The 15,203-nt window shown below is 71.2% G+C and carries 18 protein-coding genes; 11 read left to right on the plus strand and 7 right to left on the minus strand.

Annotated elements, in window-relative coordinates:
• The first annotated feature begins 10 nt into the window (after nt 1-10).
• The gene (locus tag PSH03_RS15360) at nt 11-1,066 is read left to right on the plus strand and encodes a hypothetical protein (RefSeq protein WP_238689522.1); all 1,056 of its coding nucleotides are present in this window, start codon (nt 11-13) and stop codon (nt 1,064-1,066) included.
• 11 nt (nt 1,067-1,077) lie between these two features.
• On the opposite strand, the gene PSH03_RS15365 is transcribed toward PSH03_RS15360, so the two are convergent.
• Together PSH03_RS15365 and PSH03_RS15370 are read right to left on the minus strand one after the other, a co-directional pair.
• Nucleotides 1,078-1,809 carry a hypothetical protein gene (locus PSH03_RS15365; protein ID WP_238689523.1) on the minus strand — a complete coding sequence of 244 codons (732 nt, stop codon included), beginning with the start codon at nt 1,807-1,809 and terminating at the stop codon, nt 1,078-1,080.
• Between the two features lie 12 nt (nt 1,810-1,821).
• Nucleotides 1,822-2,514 (minus strand): hypothetical protein, encoded by a 693-nt coding sequence (locus tag PSH03_RS15370; RefSeq protein WP_238689524.1) that lies wholly within the window; start codon nt 2,512-2,514, stop codon nt 1,822-1,824.
• Nucleotides 2,515-2,834: 320 nt separating this feature from the next.
• Here PSH03_RS15370 and PSH03_RS15375 point away from each other — a divergent pair, with 320 nt between their 5' ends.
• From PSH03_RS15375 to PSH03_RS15385, 3 genes are all read left to right on the plus strand, one after another.
• Entirely contained in the window at nt 2,835-3,587 is a 753-nt protein-coding gene (locus PSH03_RS15375) for a TIGR03089 family protein (RefSeq protein WP_238689525.1), read from the plus strand.
• Nucleotides 3,588-3,868: 281 nt separating this feature from the next.
• Nucleotides 3,869-4,216, plus strand: coding sequence for a type II toxin-antitoxin system HicB family antitoxin (locus PSH03_RS32885; RefSeq protein WP_238689526.1), 348 nt, complete (start codon nt 3,869-3,871; stop codon nt 4,214-4,216).
• Between the two features lie 235 nt (nt 4,217-4,451).
• Nucleotides 4,452-5,174 (plus strand): hypothetical protein, encoded by a 723-nt coding sequence (locus tag PSH03_RS15385; RefSeq protein WP_238689527.1) that lies wholly within the window; start codon nt 4,452-4,454, stop codon nt 5,172-5,174.
• Between the two features lie 104 nt (nt 5,175-5,278).
• Here PSH03_RS15385 and PSH03_RS15390 read toward each other — a convergent pair whose 3' ends face one another.
• Nucleotides 5,279-5,650, minus strand: coding sequence for a DUF4267 domain-containing protein (locus tag PSH03_RS15390; RefSeq protein ID WP_210782778.1), 372 nt, complete (start codon nt 5,648-5,650; stop codon nt 5,279-5,281).
• An 89-nt stretch (nt 5,651-5,739) separates the two neighbouring features.
• Between PSH03_RS15390 and PSH03_RS15395 the strand changes: the two genes are divergently transcribed.
• Nucleotides 5,740-6,312, plus strand: coding sequence for a TetR/AcrR family transcriptional regulator (locus tag PSH03_RS15395; RefSeq protein WP_210782780.1), 573 nt, complete (start codon nt 5,740-5,742; stop codon nt 6,310-6,312).
• A gap of 10 nt (nt 6,313-6,322) precedes the next feature.
• Here PSH03_RS15395 and PSH03_RS15400 read toward each other — a convergent pair whose 3' ends face one another.
• Entirely contained in the window at nt 6,323-6,577 is a 255-nt protein-coding gene (locus PSH03_RS15400; RefSeq protein ID WP_210782782.1) for a hypothetical protein, read from the minus strand.
• A gap of 154 nt (nt 6,578-6,731) precedes the next feature.
• Between PSH03_RS15400 and PSH03_RS15405 the strand changes: the two genes are divergently transcribed.
• Complete coding sequence (locus PSH03_RS15405; RefSeq protein WP_210782784.1) at nt 6,732-6,941, plus strand: GntR family transcriptional regulator; 210 nt, start codon at nt 6,732-6,734, stop codon at nt 6,939-6,941.
• Nucleotides 6,942-7,211: 270 nt separating this feature from the next.
• On the opposite strand, the gene PSH03_RS15410 is transcribed toward PSH03_RS15405, so the two are convergent.
• Nucleotides 7,212-8,891, minus strand: a complete 1,680-nt coding sequence (locus PSH03_RS15410; RefSeq protein ID WP_124854244.1) for a DNA repair helicase XPB — start codon at nt 8,889-8,891, stop codon at nt 7,212-7,214.
• Between the two features lie 172 nt (nt 8,892-9,063).
• On the opposite strand from PSH03_RS15410, the gene PSH03_RS15415 reads away from it, so the two are divergent.
• The gene (locus PSH03_RS15415; protein ID WP_238689528.1) at nt 9,064-9,942 is read left to right on the plus strand and encodes a L,D-transpeptidase family protein; all 879 of its coding nucleotides are present in this window, start codon (nt 9,064-9,066) and stop codon (nt 9,940-9,942) included.
• Nucleotides 9,943-10,039: 97 nt separating this feature from the next.
• Nucleotides 10,040-10,276, plus strand: coding sequence for a hypothetical protein (locus PSH03_RS15420; RefSeq protein ID WP_210782788.1), 237 nt, complete (start codon nt 10,040-10,042; stop codon nt 10,274-10,276).
• A 30-nt stretch (nt 10,277-10,306) separates the two neighbouring features.
• Here the strand turns inward: PSH03_RS15420 and PSH03_RS15425 are convergent, their stop codons facing one another.
• Nucleotides 10,307-12,790, minus strand: coding sequence for a helicase-associated domain-containing protein (locus PSH03_RS15425; RefSeq protein WP_210782790.1), 2,484 nt, complete (start codon nt 12,788-12,790; stop codon nt 10,307-10,309).
• An 83-nt stretch (nt 12,791-12,873) separates the two neighbouring features.
• Between PSH03_RS15425 and PSH03_RS15430 the strand changes: the two genes are divergently transcribed.
• Both PSH03_RS15430 and PSH03_RS15435 read left to right on the plus strand, forming a co-directional pair.
• On the plus strand, nt 12,874-13,497 hold the full coding sequence (locus tag PSH03_RS15430) for an HAD family hydrolase (protein ID WP_210782791.1): 624 nt from the start codon (nt 12,874-12,876) through the stop codon (nt 13,495-13,497).
• A 27-nt stretch (nt 13,498-13,524) separates the two neighbouring features.
• Nucleotides 13,525-13,911, plus strand: coding sequence for a cold-shock protein (locus tag PSH03_RS15435; RefSeq protein ID WP_124816498.1), 387 nt, complete (start codon nt 13,525-13,527; stop codon nt 13,909-13,911).
• On the opposite strand, the gene PSH03_RS15440 is transcribed toward PSH03_RS15435, so the two are convergent.
• Nucleotides 13,872-14,720, minus strand: a complete 849-nt coding sequence (locus PSH03_RS15440) for a 1,4-dihydroxy-6-naphtoate synthase (RefSeq protein WP_210782792.1) — start codon at nt 14,718-14,720, stop codon at nt 13,872-13,874. The genes PSH03_RS15435 and PSH03_RS15440 overlap by 40 nt on opposite strands.
• A 277-nt stretch (nt 14,721-14,997) precedes the next feature.
• Between PSH03_RS15440 and PSH03_RS15445 the strand changes: the two genes are divergently transcribed.
• A partial coding sequence (locus PSH03_RS15445; RefSeq protein WP_238689529.1) for a hypothetical protein occupies nt 14,998-15,203 on the plus strand: 206 nt, incomplete at its 3' end.

Genomic DNA, 15,203 nt, shown 5'->3' on the forward strand with positions numbered 1-15,203 from the left:
CAGTGCAGCCATGCGGCAGAGTGAGCTTGTCGATGCGCTGCGTGATGTTCCGGCGTTGACTGTGGTAATCGACGGCCCCGCCTTGGTCGTCACGGTTCCCGCGATCGGCGAGAGCCTGCGGTTGCACGCTGAGGCGGTGACCTGGCTGAAGCACGGTGTGCTGCCGACCGGGGATCCGTTCCTGCAGCTCCAGGCATGGCAGCAGGACCAGAAGGTAAGCCTGGTGCTGCTGAACGACAACGTGGGGTGGGTGCCACCCGACGTCAACTCGCTGCTGGACACCCAGATTCCGGTCACCCTCACCGACGCGCCGGAGATGGTCACGTACACCGATCTGGAGCGCGAATCCGTCCGGGCGCTTGATGAAGCCGACCGGCCGGAGGTGAACCTGTTCGCCCTCACCGCGACGCTGCTGGTGCACCGGTGCGCCATCGTCGGCGCTATGCGACTCGGACTGCGGCCGCTACGGGCTGTTCGGCTCTGGCACGAGCTCTGGTGCCACGTCGGCGAGTTCCTGGCCGGCCCCTTCTGGCCCGATCCGTACTGGGACCGGCTCCTGCTGGAGGCGGGAGTGCCGCTGGCATCGTACGAGGAGGCCCGAGCCGGGGAGCGACCGGCCATCGAGGCGTTGACAGTGGCCGACCTGCGGGCGATGGAACCGGTACTGACGGTCACCCGGGCGGACGGCCACTTCCTTGCCGCCTGGCGGCAGTGGATGAAGCTGACACCGCGCCAGGTGTGCGAGGTGCTGACGGCGGACCTGCCGGAGGTGAGGGTCGAGGTGTCGCTCTACATCGAGGGCGGGGGAGCGGTCTCGATGCGCATCGCGCCGTCCGGAGTCTTTCAGGCTCTGATCGAGTTGCGGTTGTCCTTCACCACAAGATCCGCCTCACTCGACGAGATCCGCATCGCCGACGAGTTGAAGGGCAGCGGGCTCTTCTCGCGGCTCCGCTCCAACCTCGAAAATCTCACTCGATCATTGGGACTGCTGTCCCTGAAGGTCTACGCCACCGGTGACGGCAGTGTGGCGTTCGCCCGCGCCGGCTACGACTGGGATCGATCCTGAGCCGTGCGCCGTCAGCCCCGGCCCGTCAAGGTCCGCCGGAGGCGGGCGGTGGCGTCGGCGCCGATGGCCTCCTGAGTTGCCATAAGCAGTCGCCCACACAACACCCGGGCGGCCTCGATCTCGGAGCGGGCGTGTCCTACCTCCCGTAGCAGGGTCTCGCTCTCGTCGTTCGCCACCGCTCTGATGTCCGGGACCTCCCGCCGGCGCGCGTTCTGCACCTCGTTCGTCACCATCAGCACGAAGTCCGTCCGGTTGCGGGCGAGTGCGGTTGCGGTGTAGGCGGCAGGGCTGCCAGCCACCAGGCGGGTGACGGCCTCGGCGGGCAGGAAGAACAACGTCGTCGTGGAGAACTGACTGAGAGCGGCCTGTTGCTGCCAGCGGGACAGCAGCCCCGACTTGCCGTCGAGGAAAGGTGCCATCGCGAACGCGAAGTCCACGTCGACGGTGGCGAGCAGCGCCCGGGAGTGCGCGATACCGCCTCTGAGCTGATTGATCAGCGTGGACTGCCGGCGCACCAGGGCGGCGAACTCCGACTGGTCGTCGGCGCGGGGCTCGCCGCTGGAGATCAGGGTGTCGGCCAGGGCCAGGAGGCGCTCGCCGTTCACGCACAGCTCCTGAAGCGTGAGGGCCACCTCCAGCAGCTCGGCACCGACCTTCGCGTCCTGGGACACCGCCCGCCGGTCCAGCACCCTGGTGACGTACGAGCTGATGATCTGGACCATCGTGGACAGCAGCTCACCCACTGCGCGGCCCCCTCAAAGTGGTGTGGCCGCGAGTGTAATCGCTGGCCGCCTGCCTTCGCGGGATCGCCACCAGGCACCGCCGAGCAGGGCCACGGTGATGACGGTGACCGCGACGTCGCCGGCCAGGGCGGCCGCCGGGGAAGCAGGGGAGTACGGCGGCACCAGGTACGCGAACGCCGCGGCGGCGGCCAGGCCCGCGGTGCCCGCTACGAGCACGTGCCGCTGCCCCCAGCGCACGCCCGACGACAAGTACGCGATAAGCCCTCCGGCGGCAGCCGCGAGCGCCAGCGCTATCGCCACCCCCGCCCAGCCGGGCGTCAGGTCAGCGCCGAAGCGGACGAGGGCGACCGGCAGACCCACCCAGAGCGGGTGCGGCACCCGACGGGCCCGGCGCGGGTGGGCGCGGCGCCAGCGGGGCAGCAGCGCGACCGCGACCAGTACGAGGACCACCACGGCGGCGAAGGCCAGCTGGAATGGACTGGCCAGGAAGCCCTTCCGGCCGCTGCTGTCAGAGAAGATCAACAGGCTGCCGAGCAGGTAGAGCACGCCCACCACGGCGAGACCGGGCCGGCCCAGCCACGGCCGCAGCCGCCATTCCGGCCCGAGGAACGACTCGATGAGCACGATCGGCGCGCAGATCGTCAGCACGATGTGGTTGCCCACGTGGTCGAACGCCTGCCGGAGGCTGAATTCGAGCCCCGGCACCAGCGTCGCCTCGGCGGCGGCCCGGGTGTCGGCGTACTGAGTGTCGTCGAGGTAGCCGGGGGCAGCAGCAACGCGATCACCGGCAGGAGCCGCCGACGCAGTGGCAGACGGCCGGCGGCGGCGGGGCGGTCGGTGGCGGCATGGTCGGCGGTGGCGGGGTCGGGTCCGGTCGGCACGGGCGCTCCTCGGCGGCCTCTCGGGGATCGTTCCCTGCACCGTGCGCGGGCCACCCGGTCACCCGATACGGCCATCGGCCGACGACCGGTGCGACCAAAGTCGTTGAGTACTGTGGTGCCGACGTCGACCCGGGGAGCGTGGAGATGCAGCCAACCGTCACGGCCGACCTGGCGGCCCGGCCCGTCGAGGCCGAGCGTCCGCTGCTCAGCTACCGCGACGAGGCGACCGGCGAGCGCGTCGACCTGACGGCACAACAGGTCGGTCAGTGGGCGGCACGCAGCGCGAGCCTGCTTCGGGACGGCTGCCGACTCGGCCCCGGCAGCCGCGTAGCGGTCCTGCTGCCGCCGCACTGGCGTACCGCCGCGGTGTTGTTGGGTGCCTGGGCCTCGGGCCTGGCGGTGTCGTTCCGACCGCGCGCCACAGCGGGCCTGGCGGTGCTCGAACCGGGCGGCGACCGGCCGTTCGACGCGGTCTTCGTGACGCCGGAGCGGCAGGACGACTGGCTGGAGGACGTGCCGGAGGCGCCGCACCGCTATCTCGTCGGCACCGGTCCGGGGCGGCTGGACGACGTGCCGTTGGGCTGGTTGGACTGGTCCGCCGAGGTGCTCCGGCACGGCGACGGCGCGCCCGACCACGCCGCCATCCACCCGTCGGACCCGGCCACCGCGGACGGCACCACCTACGGTCAGTGGGGTGCGCTCGCCCAGGAGTTCGCCACGATGCTGGACCTGCGCGCCGGCGACCGCCTGCTGGTCGACGCCGCCGAGACCGAGCAGCCGCTGAAGTGGTTGCTCGCGCCGCTCTCGGCCGGCGCGTCAGTGGTGATCAGCGCCAACCTCGACCCGGCACGGCGGGACGCGGTGGTCGCCGCCGAGCAGGTGACCCGGGTCCTCTAAAGAGTGGAGTACTGGTACTGCGGGTAGTACCATTGCCGGGTGCCCTCGATAGCCAGGCTCGTGGAAGCGATGCGGCAGCGTCAGCAGAACATCGCCTACAACGATCTTTATCGGGTGTGCGAGCACTACTTCGGGAAGCCGCGGCAGGCGGGCACCTCGCGTGCCGTGTTCAGGATGCCGTGGGCCGGTGACCCACGCGTCAACATCCAGGACGACAAGGGCAAGGCCAAGGCGTATCAGGTCCGGCAGGTTCTCAAGGCGATCGACAAGAAGGAGGCCATGTGGTGCAACCCGACGCCCGTCCCGAGATCACGCACTACACCTACCGCGTCACCTGGTCGGTCGATGACCAGGAGTTCATCGCCACCTGTGCCGAATTCGCGTCGCTCTCCTGGCTGGCCCCCACGCAGGTGGAGGCGCTGCAGGGCCTTCAAGATCTGTTGGAGGAGGTGATCGTCGACATGCAGGAACAGGGCGAGGCGGTGCCGCAGCCGTTCGCGGAGCGAAGCTACTCAGGCAAGTTCAACCTCCGTGTCGGAGAGAGCCTGCATCGCGAGCTCGCCATCGAGGCCGCCGAGGACGGGATGAGTCTCAACCAGTACGTCCTTCGTAAGCTCCGCGCCGCCTGAGCGGTCGGACAGCTCATGACCTTCCCGCGCCTCGAAGGGTGCTGTTTGATCAAGCAGCCAGGTTCGCTCTACGCCGGCCCCGGCTCGCTTTCGGTTCCGGGCGGTGCGCGTCTCGTCACCCGTCAGGTGGAGGCCATCCTTTCCGCCCGTTCTCACATTCCTTCTGCTCCTACGCTTCGCCGAAGGCACGCGCGCGGTCAGTGCGCCGGCCACTGTGCACACCGGCGGAGGGGACATGGCTTCGAGGCGTACCCGTCGGAGTGTGGTTGCGGCGGTGGCCGGCGCTCTGTTCGCCCTCGGGGTGGTCGCGCCCGGTCCGGCGGCGGCGCCGCTGCCCCGCGCGGCCCAGGCCGACGGCCCTACGGTCCCCGATTCGCGGGAGCCGCGCCCACCGCTGCTCCCCGCTGACTTTCAGGGCACCGGCCGGTACATCGTGCGGGACCTCGGGATCGACGTGCCGTTCTCCTGGCAGGGCCGCGACGGCAACAGCCAGATGACCGCCGGCGGCCCGGACCATCCGATCTGGTTCACGAACCTGATCTACGAGAACACGCTCTACACGCTCACCTACAGGTGGCCGAACATCCCGCTGTTTCCGCCCCGCGCGTGCAGCAAGGTGCCGGGGTTCTTCAACCGGCAGATCTTCAACGACAAGTTGAAGACCGCCCGCTACGTGGGGCCGGAGATCCTGCAGGGTGAGAAGGACCGGCACGTGGACCACTGGCGGGTCGGGGTGGTCGGCGGTTCCACGGTGCCGGGGGAGTTCTTCCGGTTCCCGATCGCGCTCGGGGACATCTACGTCGACCAGCACGACCCGAGCCGGTGGTGGCAGGTGTTGCAGTTCGGCCTGCAGAACCTCTTCGACCCGGAGCTGGACGAATGGTTCACCATGGACACCTTCGACCACCGCCCCGGCGAGGTCACCCTCCCCGACCGCTGCCCACCCCCCACCTCGTGACCCATCGACTCCGTTGATCAAGAAGTTTGCGTCATCATCAGGCCGTTCGATGACGCAAACCTCTTGATCAACACAGGCGAGGGCGCGGCCGACGATCTTGGCAGCTACAGGGTGAACAGTAGGGCGGCGTTCAGGAGGACGACGAGGGCGGTGGCGAAGTGGATGCCGAAGGCGACAGCCTTCGTGCCGCCGTTCCGTAGCACGATGACGGTGTCGCCCAGCGGGACGAGCGCGACGATCAGCATGAACCACGCGACCGCGTCGGCGGTCGTGAAGGCGATCAGGGCGAGGCCGAGCAGCCCGAACGTCAGGTCCTTCAGCCCTTTGACCGTCAGGTAGGCGGGGTCGCCGTCCGGGCGGGCCGGCACGCCGTACCCGGCGGCGGCGGCCTGCGGCGCCAGCAGGAACCGCGCGCCGATGAAGACGACGAAGAGGCTGAGTACGACGGCGAGCCCGTAGGCGAGGGGTGCCAGCATGAGTCTGCTCCAATTCCTAGCAGTGCTAGATATGAGAGCGACGCTAGCAGAGCGCCGACAGCAATGCTAGCGGTGCTAGGGTTGCTGTCATGTCGACACAGGCGCGCCGGGAGCGTGAGCGGGCTGAACGGGAGCAGGCGATCATCAGCGCGGCACGGGACCTGGCGTTGGCCGAAGGCTGGGACGCGGTAACCACCCGACGGCTCGCCGCCGAGATCGAGTACAGCCAGCCCGTCCTCTACAGCCACTTCAAGGGCAAGGACGCCATCATGGCGGCGGTAGCCGTCGAGGGCTTCGCCGAGCTGGCAACCGCAGTGGTTTCGGCCCGGGCCTCCGCCGCCGACCCCCGGCAGGCGGTCGCCGACGTGGCAGCCGCGTACGTCGCGTTCGCCCAGCAGCGGCCCGCGATCTACGACGCGATGTTCACCCTCGCCGTGGACCTGCCGTTCGCCAGCCAGGACGTGCCAACCGACCTGGCCCGAGGCTTCGCCGAACTGTCCGAGACGGTGCGCCCGGTCGCGGCGGACGACGACCTGGAGACGGTCACCGAGACCTTCTGGGCCGGCCTGCACGGGCTGGTCACACTGATGCGCAGCGGCCGGCTCCGCCGCGCCGACCACGACCGCCGGTTGGCGGTGCTGGTAGACCGCTTCTCCCCGTGAGCGTTGCCGGTCAGGGCTGACGTGGTCGTCGCGCGCACGGCGCAAGGTGGTCGGTGGGCAGGGCGCACCGGGCGCCGCCGGGCAGTGGCCGATCACAGAAGACCCAATGTCGTACGCCCTGCTGGTCCTCCGCCGAGACGGTCACCCCGCCCGGCTCGACCCGCGCGCTGAGCCGGACCAACACCCGAGCAGCGGCCGCGAAGATGCGGGCGCGCAGCAGGTCAGGCGCGGTGATCGGCAGGTGGATCACCCAGCGGTCGCTCATCGGTAGCGGGGCTGTTACCTATGTCAAGCACGTCTCGGAGTCATCTACCCACCTATGTCACTCGCGCTACATGCGTTGCCTACGTCGAAGCGGCTGATCAATACTGGGCGAGCCAACCGACTGCAAGGGGCTCCACGTGCCTATCCCGCCCACAATGGACGAGCTGCTCGACGATCTTCTGAAGAAGATCAAGGACGGGACCTATCCGCCGGGGTCACAGCTTCCGTCCGGGCGCGTGCTGGCAGACGAATACGACGTCTCGCAGTCCACGATCAGCCGTGCGGTGGCGAAGCTGCGGAAAGAGAGCGTCCTCGTCGGGCGTCCCGGGCGCGGGGTCTTCGTCGCGGAGTCCCACAAGCGCTGACGCTCGCTGGTTGCTCCGGAGCGCGGCGCACGGAGCGTGTGGAGCGCGGTGCACGAGGCGTTACTTCCCGGCGTTGCCCGTGGCCGCCGTCCACGCCGGACGGCTGATTCGTCTACGACATCAGCTCCATAGCGAGCGCACGAGACACCCCGTCCCCGCCAGGCGCCCGCACCCACCGCGCTGATCGACTCGGGTTCCAGGAGATCGGGGCATCACAGCGCCCCGGACACCGCGACTTCCTGGAGACCGAGTCGATCAAGGCAGCGTGCGTCAGTCGACGGTCGGGAGCTTCGGGCCGAGGACGTCGTCGGCGTCGACGATCGTGTACGCGTACCCCTGCTCGGCGAGGAAGCGCTGCCGATGCGCCGCGTACTCGGTGTCGATCGTGTCCCGGGACACCACCGTGTAGAAGTGCGCCTGCCGGCCGTCGGCCTTCGGCCGCAGCACCCGACCGAGCCGCTGCGCCTCCTCCTGGCGTGACCCGAACGTCCCGGACACCTGGATCGCCACCGCCGCCTCGGGCAGGTCGATGGAGAAGTTGCCGACCTTCGAGATGACCAACGTTCGCAGCGACCCGGACCGGAACGCGTCGAACAGCCGTTCCCGCTCCTTGTTCGTGGTCGAGCCCTGGATGATCGGCGCGTCGAGGTACTCGCCGAGCTGGTGCAGCTGGTCGATGTACGCGCCGATCACCAGCACCTGGTCGTCCGGGTGCCGGTCGACCAGCGCCTTGACCACCGGCAGCTTGGTGCGGGCGGTCGCCGCCATCCGGTAGCGCTCCTCGGCCTCCGCCGTCGCGTACGACATCCGCTCCGCGTCGGTCAGTGTCACCCGGACCTCGGTGCACTCGGCCGGGGCGATCCAGCCCTGCGACTCGATGTCCTTCCACGGCGCGTCGTACCGCTTGGGCCCGATGAGGCTGAACACGTCACCCTCGCGGCCGTCCTCGCGTACCAGAGTCGCGGTGAGGCCGAGCCGGCGGCGGGCCTGGAGGTCCGCTGTGAACCGGAAGATCGGCGCGGGCAGCAGGTGCACCTCGTCGTAGACGACCAGGCCCCAGTCGCGGGCCCCGAAGAGGTCCAGGTGGGTGAACGCGCCGCCACGCCGCGAGGTGAGCACCTGGTACGTGGCGATGGTGACCGGGCGGATCTCCTTGCGCTCGCCCGAGTACTCGCCGATCTCCTCCTCGGTCAGCGAGGTGCGGGCGATCAGCTCCCGCTTCCACTGCCGGCCGGCGACCGTGTTGGTGACCAGGATCAGGGTGGTCGCCTTCGCCTCGGCCATCGCCGCCGCGCCGACCAGGGTCTTGCCGGCGCCGCAGGGCAGCACCACCACCCCCGACCCGCCGGCCCAGAACGCCTCCACGGCCTCCCGCTGGTACGAGCGCAGCGTCCACGGCTTGCGCCCGTCCTTGCCGGCCTCGGCCAGCTCGATCGGGTGCGCCTCACCGTCGACGTACCCGGCCAGGTCCTCGGCCGGCCAGCCCAGCTTGAGCAGCGCCTGCTTGAGCCGGCCACGCTCGGACGGGTGCACCCGGATGGTGTCGTCGTCGATCTTGTCGCCGAGCATCCCGGCGAGCTTCTTGCTCTTGGCCACCTCGATCAGCACCAGCCGGTCCAGTGCGCGCAGCACCAGCCCGTACGCCGGGTCGTTGGCGAGCTGAAGCCGGCCGTACCGGTCCATCGTCTCGGCCACGTCCACCAGCAGCGCGTGCGGCACCGGGTAGCGGGAGTACTTGAGCAGCGAATCCACGACACCCTCGGCGTCGTGCCCCGCCGCGCGGGCGTTCCACAGACCCAGCGGGGTCAGCCGGTAGGTGTGCACGTGCTCCGGCGAGCGTTCCAGCTCCGCGAACGGCGCGATCGCCATCCTGCAGGCCTGCGCGTCGGGGTGGTCGATCTCCAGCAGCAGGGTCTTGTCCGACTGCACGATCAGTGGTCCACCGCTCACGCCAGCGTCCTTCCCTCGGTTGGCCGACCGGCCGGAACGGGTGGCATACCCGCTGCTGGCCGACCATCCAGTGTTGCACGATGCGGGACGGCGGAAGAAAGATGCTCACCGGGCGCAACCGTGATGGCACTCACGAACGTCTAGTAAAGGGACGACTGTCTGGGGAGGGCCCATGAAGCATGTCCGGATCACTTCCCGGCTGGTTGCCCTCGTGGTGGTCGTGCTGGTCGGCGCGGGAGCGTGCGCGTTCGATCCGCAGTCCGGCGGGAGTGGTGGCGGGGGAGCCGCCCCAGCCGGTGCGGCGGAACAGGCAACGGGGGCGGGCGACACGTCCGGGCCCGACCAGCACGGCCGGCCCACCCCGGCCTCGCCCACCCCGAAACCCACCCGGAAACCCACGCCGAAACCGACCCGCCCGGCACCCACGAAAACCCCCGGCACCGGTACGCCGACCGTCGCCGGCTGCCCCCAGGGGCAGCACCAGCGCGCGGTGGAGACCCACCTGGCCCGGTTGGGCGGGTTCGGGGCGGTGACAGTGGACGGCCGGCAGTCCGCCGCCGACTGCGCGGCGATCAAGAAGTTCCAGAAGAGGTACGGCATTCGCCCCGTCGAGGGTCGCGCCGGACCAACCACCCTCGACGTGGCCCAGCGCCTCGCCAGCACCGACACGACCCGCTGCAAGGCCGGCACCGGCACCACGTTCTGCGTCGACCTGACCCGGCAGACCGTCTGGGCGCTGCGCGGCGGCAAGGTGATCATGGCACCGACGGTGACCCGCACCGGCATGTCCGGCTACCGCACCCCCGCCGGCACGTACGCCGTCAACTACCGCAACCCCAAGGAGTGGTCCAACCCGTACGAGGTGTGGCTGCCGTACTGGCAGCACTTCACCCAGGGAATGGGCTTCCACGAGACCACCACCTACCTGCACGAGAAGTCGATCGGCTCGCACGGGTGCGTCAACCTGCTGCACGCCGACGCCGTCCGGATGTGGGAGCTCGGCAAGGTCGGCACCCGGGTGGTGCTGATCGGCCGGCGCCCCGGCACCTGAGTGACACCGAACGAATCGCGGCGCTAACCCCCTGTCCGACCAGACTTTCGAGTGTCACCCTTGGAGTCCAGGGCCGGACCGGGCGGGGAGGCTGGGCATGACGGTCGACCGTGACGTGATCGCGGAGCACGAGCACGCACCACCCGACGAGGTGTCCCGAGCGACGGTGATCGCGTACGCCGTCGCGGCGACGCTCCTGCTCGGGTGGTTCCTCTTCGGCTGGCTGGTGCTCCAGCAGGGCTTCGTCGACTCGGTCGGGGAATCCGCCGGCGCCGGCTTCGGGCTGCTGCTGATCATCTCGGTGGTCGGCACCGTACGCCGCAGCCGCCGCTGACCGACAGCGCCCGCGCGGTGGCGCCGTCGGTCAGTCCGCCACCACCGCCGCGGTGATCCGGTGCAGCGCGAACGTGTGCAGCATCTCGGTCCGTTCGTCCTCGGCCCGCAGATAGCCGGCACCGATCGACACCGGCTTGAGCAGGCGTGACGCCGTCGCCCCGTGCGCGTCGACGTAACCCACCCAGACCAGCGCCTTGTCCCGGACCGCCTGCTGGAGCACCGCCAGGGCCTCGCTGTGGGTGTGCGCCGGCACCGGGCCGCCGCCCAGCCCTGGCGCGCCGCCGCGCACCACCGCCGGCGCCCGTCGGGCGGCCCGCGCCGCCGCGTCGCCTCGCCGGATGTGCTCCACCACGCCGAGCAGCCGGGGCATGGGCAGCTTCGGGGCGGCCAGCGGGTCGATCGTCCGGGTGGTCACCGACACCCGGGGCGGGGCCCGCCGGATTCGCGGCCGGGCCAGCACCGTGCTGCCGGTGCCGTCCTCCTGCACCGGGGCGTACCCCGCGTCGCGCAGCGCGCCCAGCAGCCGACCAACCTGGTACTGCGTACACAGCACCGTGGGCGCTAGCCGGCGCAGCGCCACCGACTCCAGCCGGCGGTCGGCCAACACCTCGCTGATCAGCGTCTCGTCGTCGCTGCGCAGGTACGCCCCGGCCAGGCCGACCCGCAGCCCGCCGTGCTTACGGGCCACGTCGTCGATCAGGTAGGTGAGCCCCTGCGGCACGGGGGTACGTGACCGACGCCGGAACACGTCGTGCAGGTCGTCGGCCGTGTAGCCGGAATCCAGGGCCCGCCGCACGCTCGCCGTGGTGACCCGGTGCACGCTGGCCCCTCCGGCCGACTCCAGCTCGGTCATCGCCTCCAGCTCGACGGCGAGCGCCGGCTCGGGTGGGCCGGGCACCACAACGGTCAGGTCGGCCTGTACCAGGAAGTGGTCGACCGGTGCGGGCAACAGGGCGTCCAGCGCCCGCGCGGCACTGGACGGGTCGCCACTCTCGACGTCGGCGTGCACGCCCAGCGGGTCGTCACCCCGCTCGTCGGTCGACGTCAGGTCCCCCAGCAGCAGCCGACCGTACGAGGTGAGCGCCCCCAGCCCCGTCACGCCCAGCTGCGCGGCCTCGGCCAGCACCTCCCGGTGGGCGGCGTCCCGGCCCCGGCTGCGACGCGGAGCCCGCCAGTCCAGCAGCTCCTGCACCTCCTCCGGGGTGGGTGCCGTCGCCGGCTCAAGATCGGCCAGTACGCCGAGCACCGCCCGTCGAGTGGCCGGCACGCTGGCCCGCTCGGCCTCGGAGGAGAGTGCGGCGATCGGTCGGTCCCGCTCGTCACGGCGGCCCACCAGCCCCACCTGCCGGGTCATGGTCAGCCACGCTCGGGCGAGTTGCTCCCACCGTTGGGCCAGCGAGCCGGCCCGCCACACCTCGTACCCGCCGGTCGGCAGCACCTGCTGATCCGCCCCGTACCGGCCGGTGGTCGCACCGGGCATCTCCAGCTCACCGAGGAGCCCTGCCGCGTAGGCCACCTCCAGCAGCAGCGCGGTGCTCGGTTCGTCCAGCCCGGCGGTACGCGCCAACCGGCGCAGGTCCCGTACACCGATGCCACCCGAACGCAGCACCGGCGCTGGCTCGTCGGCGAGCTGCTCCAGCAGCCCTTCGGTGTTTCGGACCACCTCCATGGCCTGCCCGGCTCCGGCCGAGTCGACCGCTTTCGGCTCACGCGGCGTGGCGGCCACCGGCGGTGGGCTGGTACGCAGCGGCCCGAGGGGACCGCTGTCCCGGCGCAGCAGCAGGCCGACCTCGCGGGGCAACTCCACAGTTCCGCTGGCCGTGGACGAGCCGGTCGTCGCCGGGACCAGCAGTCGGTTGTCGACGAGCCACCGCACCGGGGAGCCGGTCGGCGCGCCACCGTTGGTCGGGTCGGAGAGGACCGGGTCCGCCGCGCCGAGCGGCGGCGCCTGCAACGCCCCCGGCGGCACGCTGCCCACCGGCGGGCCGGCCGCCAACCGGTCCAGGATCGCCCGGGCCGAGGGCGGGGCGGCGAGCACCGTCCGTCGGAGCTTCGCCGGGTCCGCGCACAGCGCGGCCGTGCGCGGGTCCAGCTCAGCGGCCGGTCGGCCGAGCCCAGCGGGGTACGGGGAGACTTCGTCGACGGCGGGCAGCACCTGGAGCGCGTGCTCCGGGCCGTACAGCAGGAAGAGCGCACGCAGTCGGCCCACGGCGGCCCGGACGGCCGTCGGAGCCGGCGGTTGCGGCCCCGAGGTCGCCATCGCGAGCACGGTGTCGGTGGCCGTGGTGGCGTCGTCCGGACTCCGGGTGAGGCGGGCGGCGTCGAGGATCTGAAGGGTGAACTGGTCCAGACCGTCCAGCGCGCGGGCCACGGAGACCCGGGACTGGGCCCGGATGGCCAGGGCGGAGACGTCGGCCGGCACGGGCACGACGAGGTCGGGCCGCAGCTGGAGGAGCGCGGCCAGTGACTCGTCGGGCAGCGACCGCAGGTGGTCGGCGAGTGAGGTGGTCATCGTCTTTCCACGCTAGCCCGGCACCGGGCTTCCGCGCCCCTCGGACGTCCGGTCGGCTGGGAGTAGCCGGTACGTTTCTCGACATGCCCGCACTGACGGTCGGATTCGACCTCGACATGACCCTGGTGGACTCCCGCCCCGGCATCGCCGCGGCGTACCGGGCGCTGACCGCGAGGACCGGTGTGCCGGTCGACGCCGAGTTGGCGGTGTCCCGGCTCGGGCCGCCGCTGCGTACCGAGATCGCGCACTGGTTCCCGCCGGAGCAGGTCGAGTCGGCCGTGCGGGTGTATCGCGAGCTGTACCCGGCGTACGCGATCACCCCGACGCTCCTGCTGCCCGGCGCTCGGGAGGCCGTCGAGGCGATCCGTGCGCGGGGTGGCCGGGTGCTGGTCGTCACGTCCAAGATCGGTCGGCTGGCCCGGTTGCACCTGGACCACCTCGGTCTCACTGTCGACGAGCTGGCCGGCGACCTGTTCGCCGAGCAGAAGGCGACCGCTCTGCGGGAGCACGGTGCGACCCACTACGTCGGTGACCACGTCGCGGACATGGTGGCGGCGGCAGCGGCCGGGGTGCCCGGCATCGGTGTCGCAACCGGCCCTTGCTCCTCAGATGAGCTGCGCGAGGCCGGGGCGGAAGTGGTGCTGAACGAGCTCACCGAATTCCCAGCGGCGCTCGACGGGATGATCCAGCTAGCCTTGGAGCAGTAGCGGCTCAAGTGAAGCAGGGGTTTTCAGGTGCCTACGGGTCGAGTGAAGTGGTACGACACGGCCAAGGGATACGGCTTCGTCACGAGTGACGAGGGCGGCGACGTGTTCCTGCCCAAGGGGGCGCTGCCGGCGGGTGTCACCGACCTCAAGGGTGGCCAGCGGGTCGACTTCAGCGTGGTGGACAGCCGCCGGGGCGCGCAGGCCATGGGGGTCAAACTGCTGGACGCGCCGCCGTCGATGTCGGAGCTGCGGCGTCGGCCGGCCGAGGAGCTGCACGGCCTGGTCGAAGACATGATCAAGGTGCTGGAGGCGAAGGTCCAGCCGGACCTGCGCCGGGGTCGGTACCCGGACAAGAAGTCCGCGCAGAAGATCGCTCAGCTTGTCCACGCGGTGGCCCGCGAGCTGGAGGTCTGAGGCACCAGGCCGGCGGTGGCGGCCCGGTCGAGCAGTGCCGCCACCGCGGCGAAACCGGCCTCGCCCAGGTCCGCGGTGAACTCGTTGACGTACAGGCCGATGTGCCGGTCGACCACGTCGAGCTCCATCTCCTGGGCGTGCGCCAGCACGTACTCCCGGCTGGCTGCCGGGTCCGCCCACGCCTGCCGGACCGACTCGCGGACCCAGCCGGCCGCGGCGTCCGGGTCGACCGCACCGCGTCGGGCCAGGATCGCGCCGAGGGGGATGGGCAGGCCGGTGTCGCCCTCCCACCATTCGCCGAGGTCGACAAGGGCGCTCAGGCCGTGCCGGTGGTAGGTGAACCGGGCCTCGTGGATGACCAGCCCAGCGTCGTAGCGCCCAGCCGCCACGCCCGGCATGATCTCGTGGAACGGAACCACCTCGATCCGGGCCGGTGGCCGCCCGGCCGCCCAGAGCCGGAACAGCAGGTACGCGGTGGTCCGGTCACCCGGCACCGCCACCGTGGCGCCGGTCAGGTCGGTACGGTCCGGCCCGCCGTCACGGTCGCCCCGGGTGAGCACCAGCGGACCGCAACCGCGACCCAGGGCACCGCCGCAGGGCAGCAGGTGGTAGTCGTCGAGCAGCCAGGGCAGCGCCGCGAAGCTCACCTTCACCAGGTCGAACGCACCCCGCTCGGCCGCCGTGTTGGTGACGTCCACGTCGGCGTACGTCACCTCGACCGGCGGCGCGCCGGGCACCCGCCCGTGCACCAGCGCGTGGAAGACGAACGTGTCGTTGGGGCAGGGCGAGATCGCCAGGGAGAGCGCCACACCCTCACGGTAGCCCCGCCCTCCGCCAGCGGTCCGTGCCCACCCCACGACTGTGATCCGCGACCGTGACGCGGAGCTGTGATCTGCGGCGGGACGAGGCGGCGGGACGAGGCGTCGGGACGAGGCGTCGGGACGAGGCGGCGGTATGAGCTGCGGCGGACGCCGCCGGGCGGAACAACCGCGGGGAAACGACCGGCCCAGCGGGGTCGACCACCCACCCCGGTCTCCCTTTGGAGCTGATGTCGTAAACGAATCGCCCGGAGTCGGTGACCGTGGTTTGGAGCCTGAGGCCAAGGGGGGTGCGCGCAGGCCAGGAGCCCAGGCCCAGGCCCAGGCCCAGACCCAGACCCAGGCCCAGACCCAGACCCAGGCCCAGACCCAGGCCCAGGCCCAGACCCAGGCCCAGGCCCAGGCCCGGGCCCAGACCCAGGCCCAGACCCAGGCCCAGACCCAGGCCCGGGCCCAGACCCAGACCCAGACCCA

This window comes from Micromonospora salmantinae (assembly GCF_022230905.1).
GTDB lineage: Bacteria > Actinomycetota > Actinomycetes > Mycobacteriales > Micromonosporaceae > Micromonospora > Micromonospora salmantinae.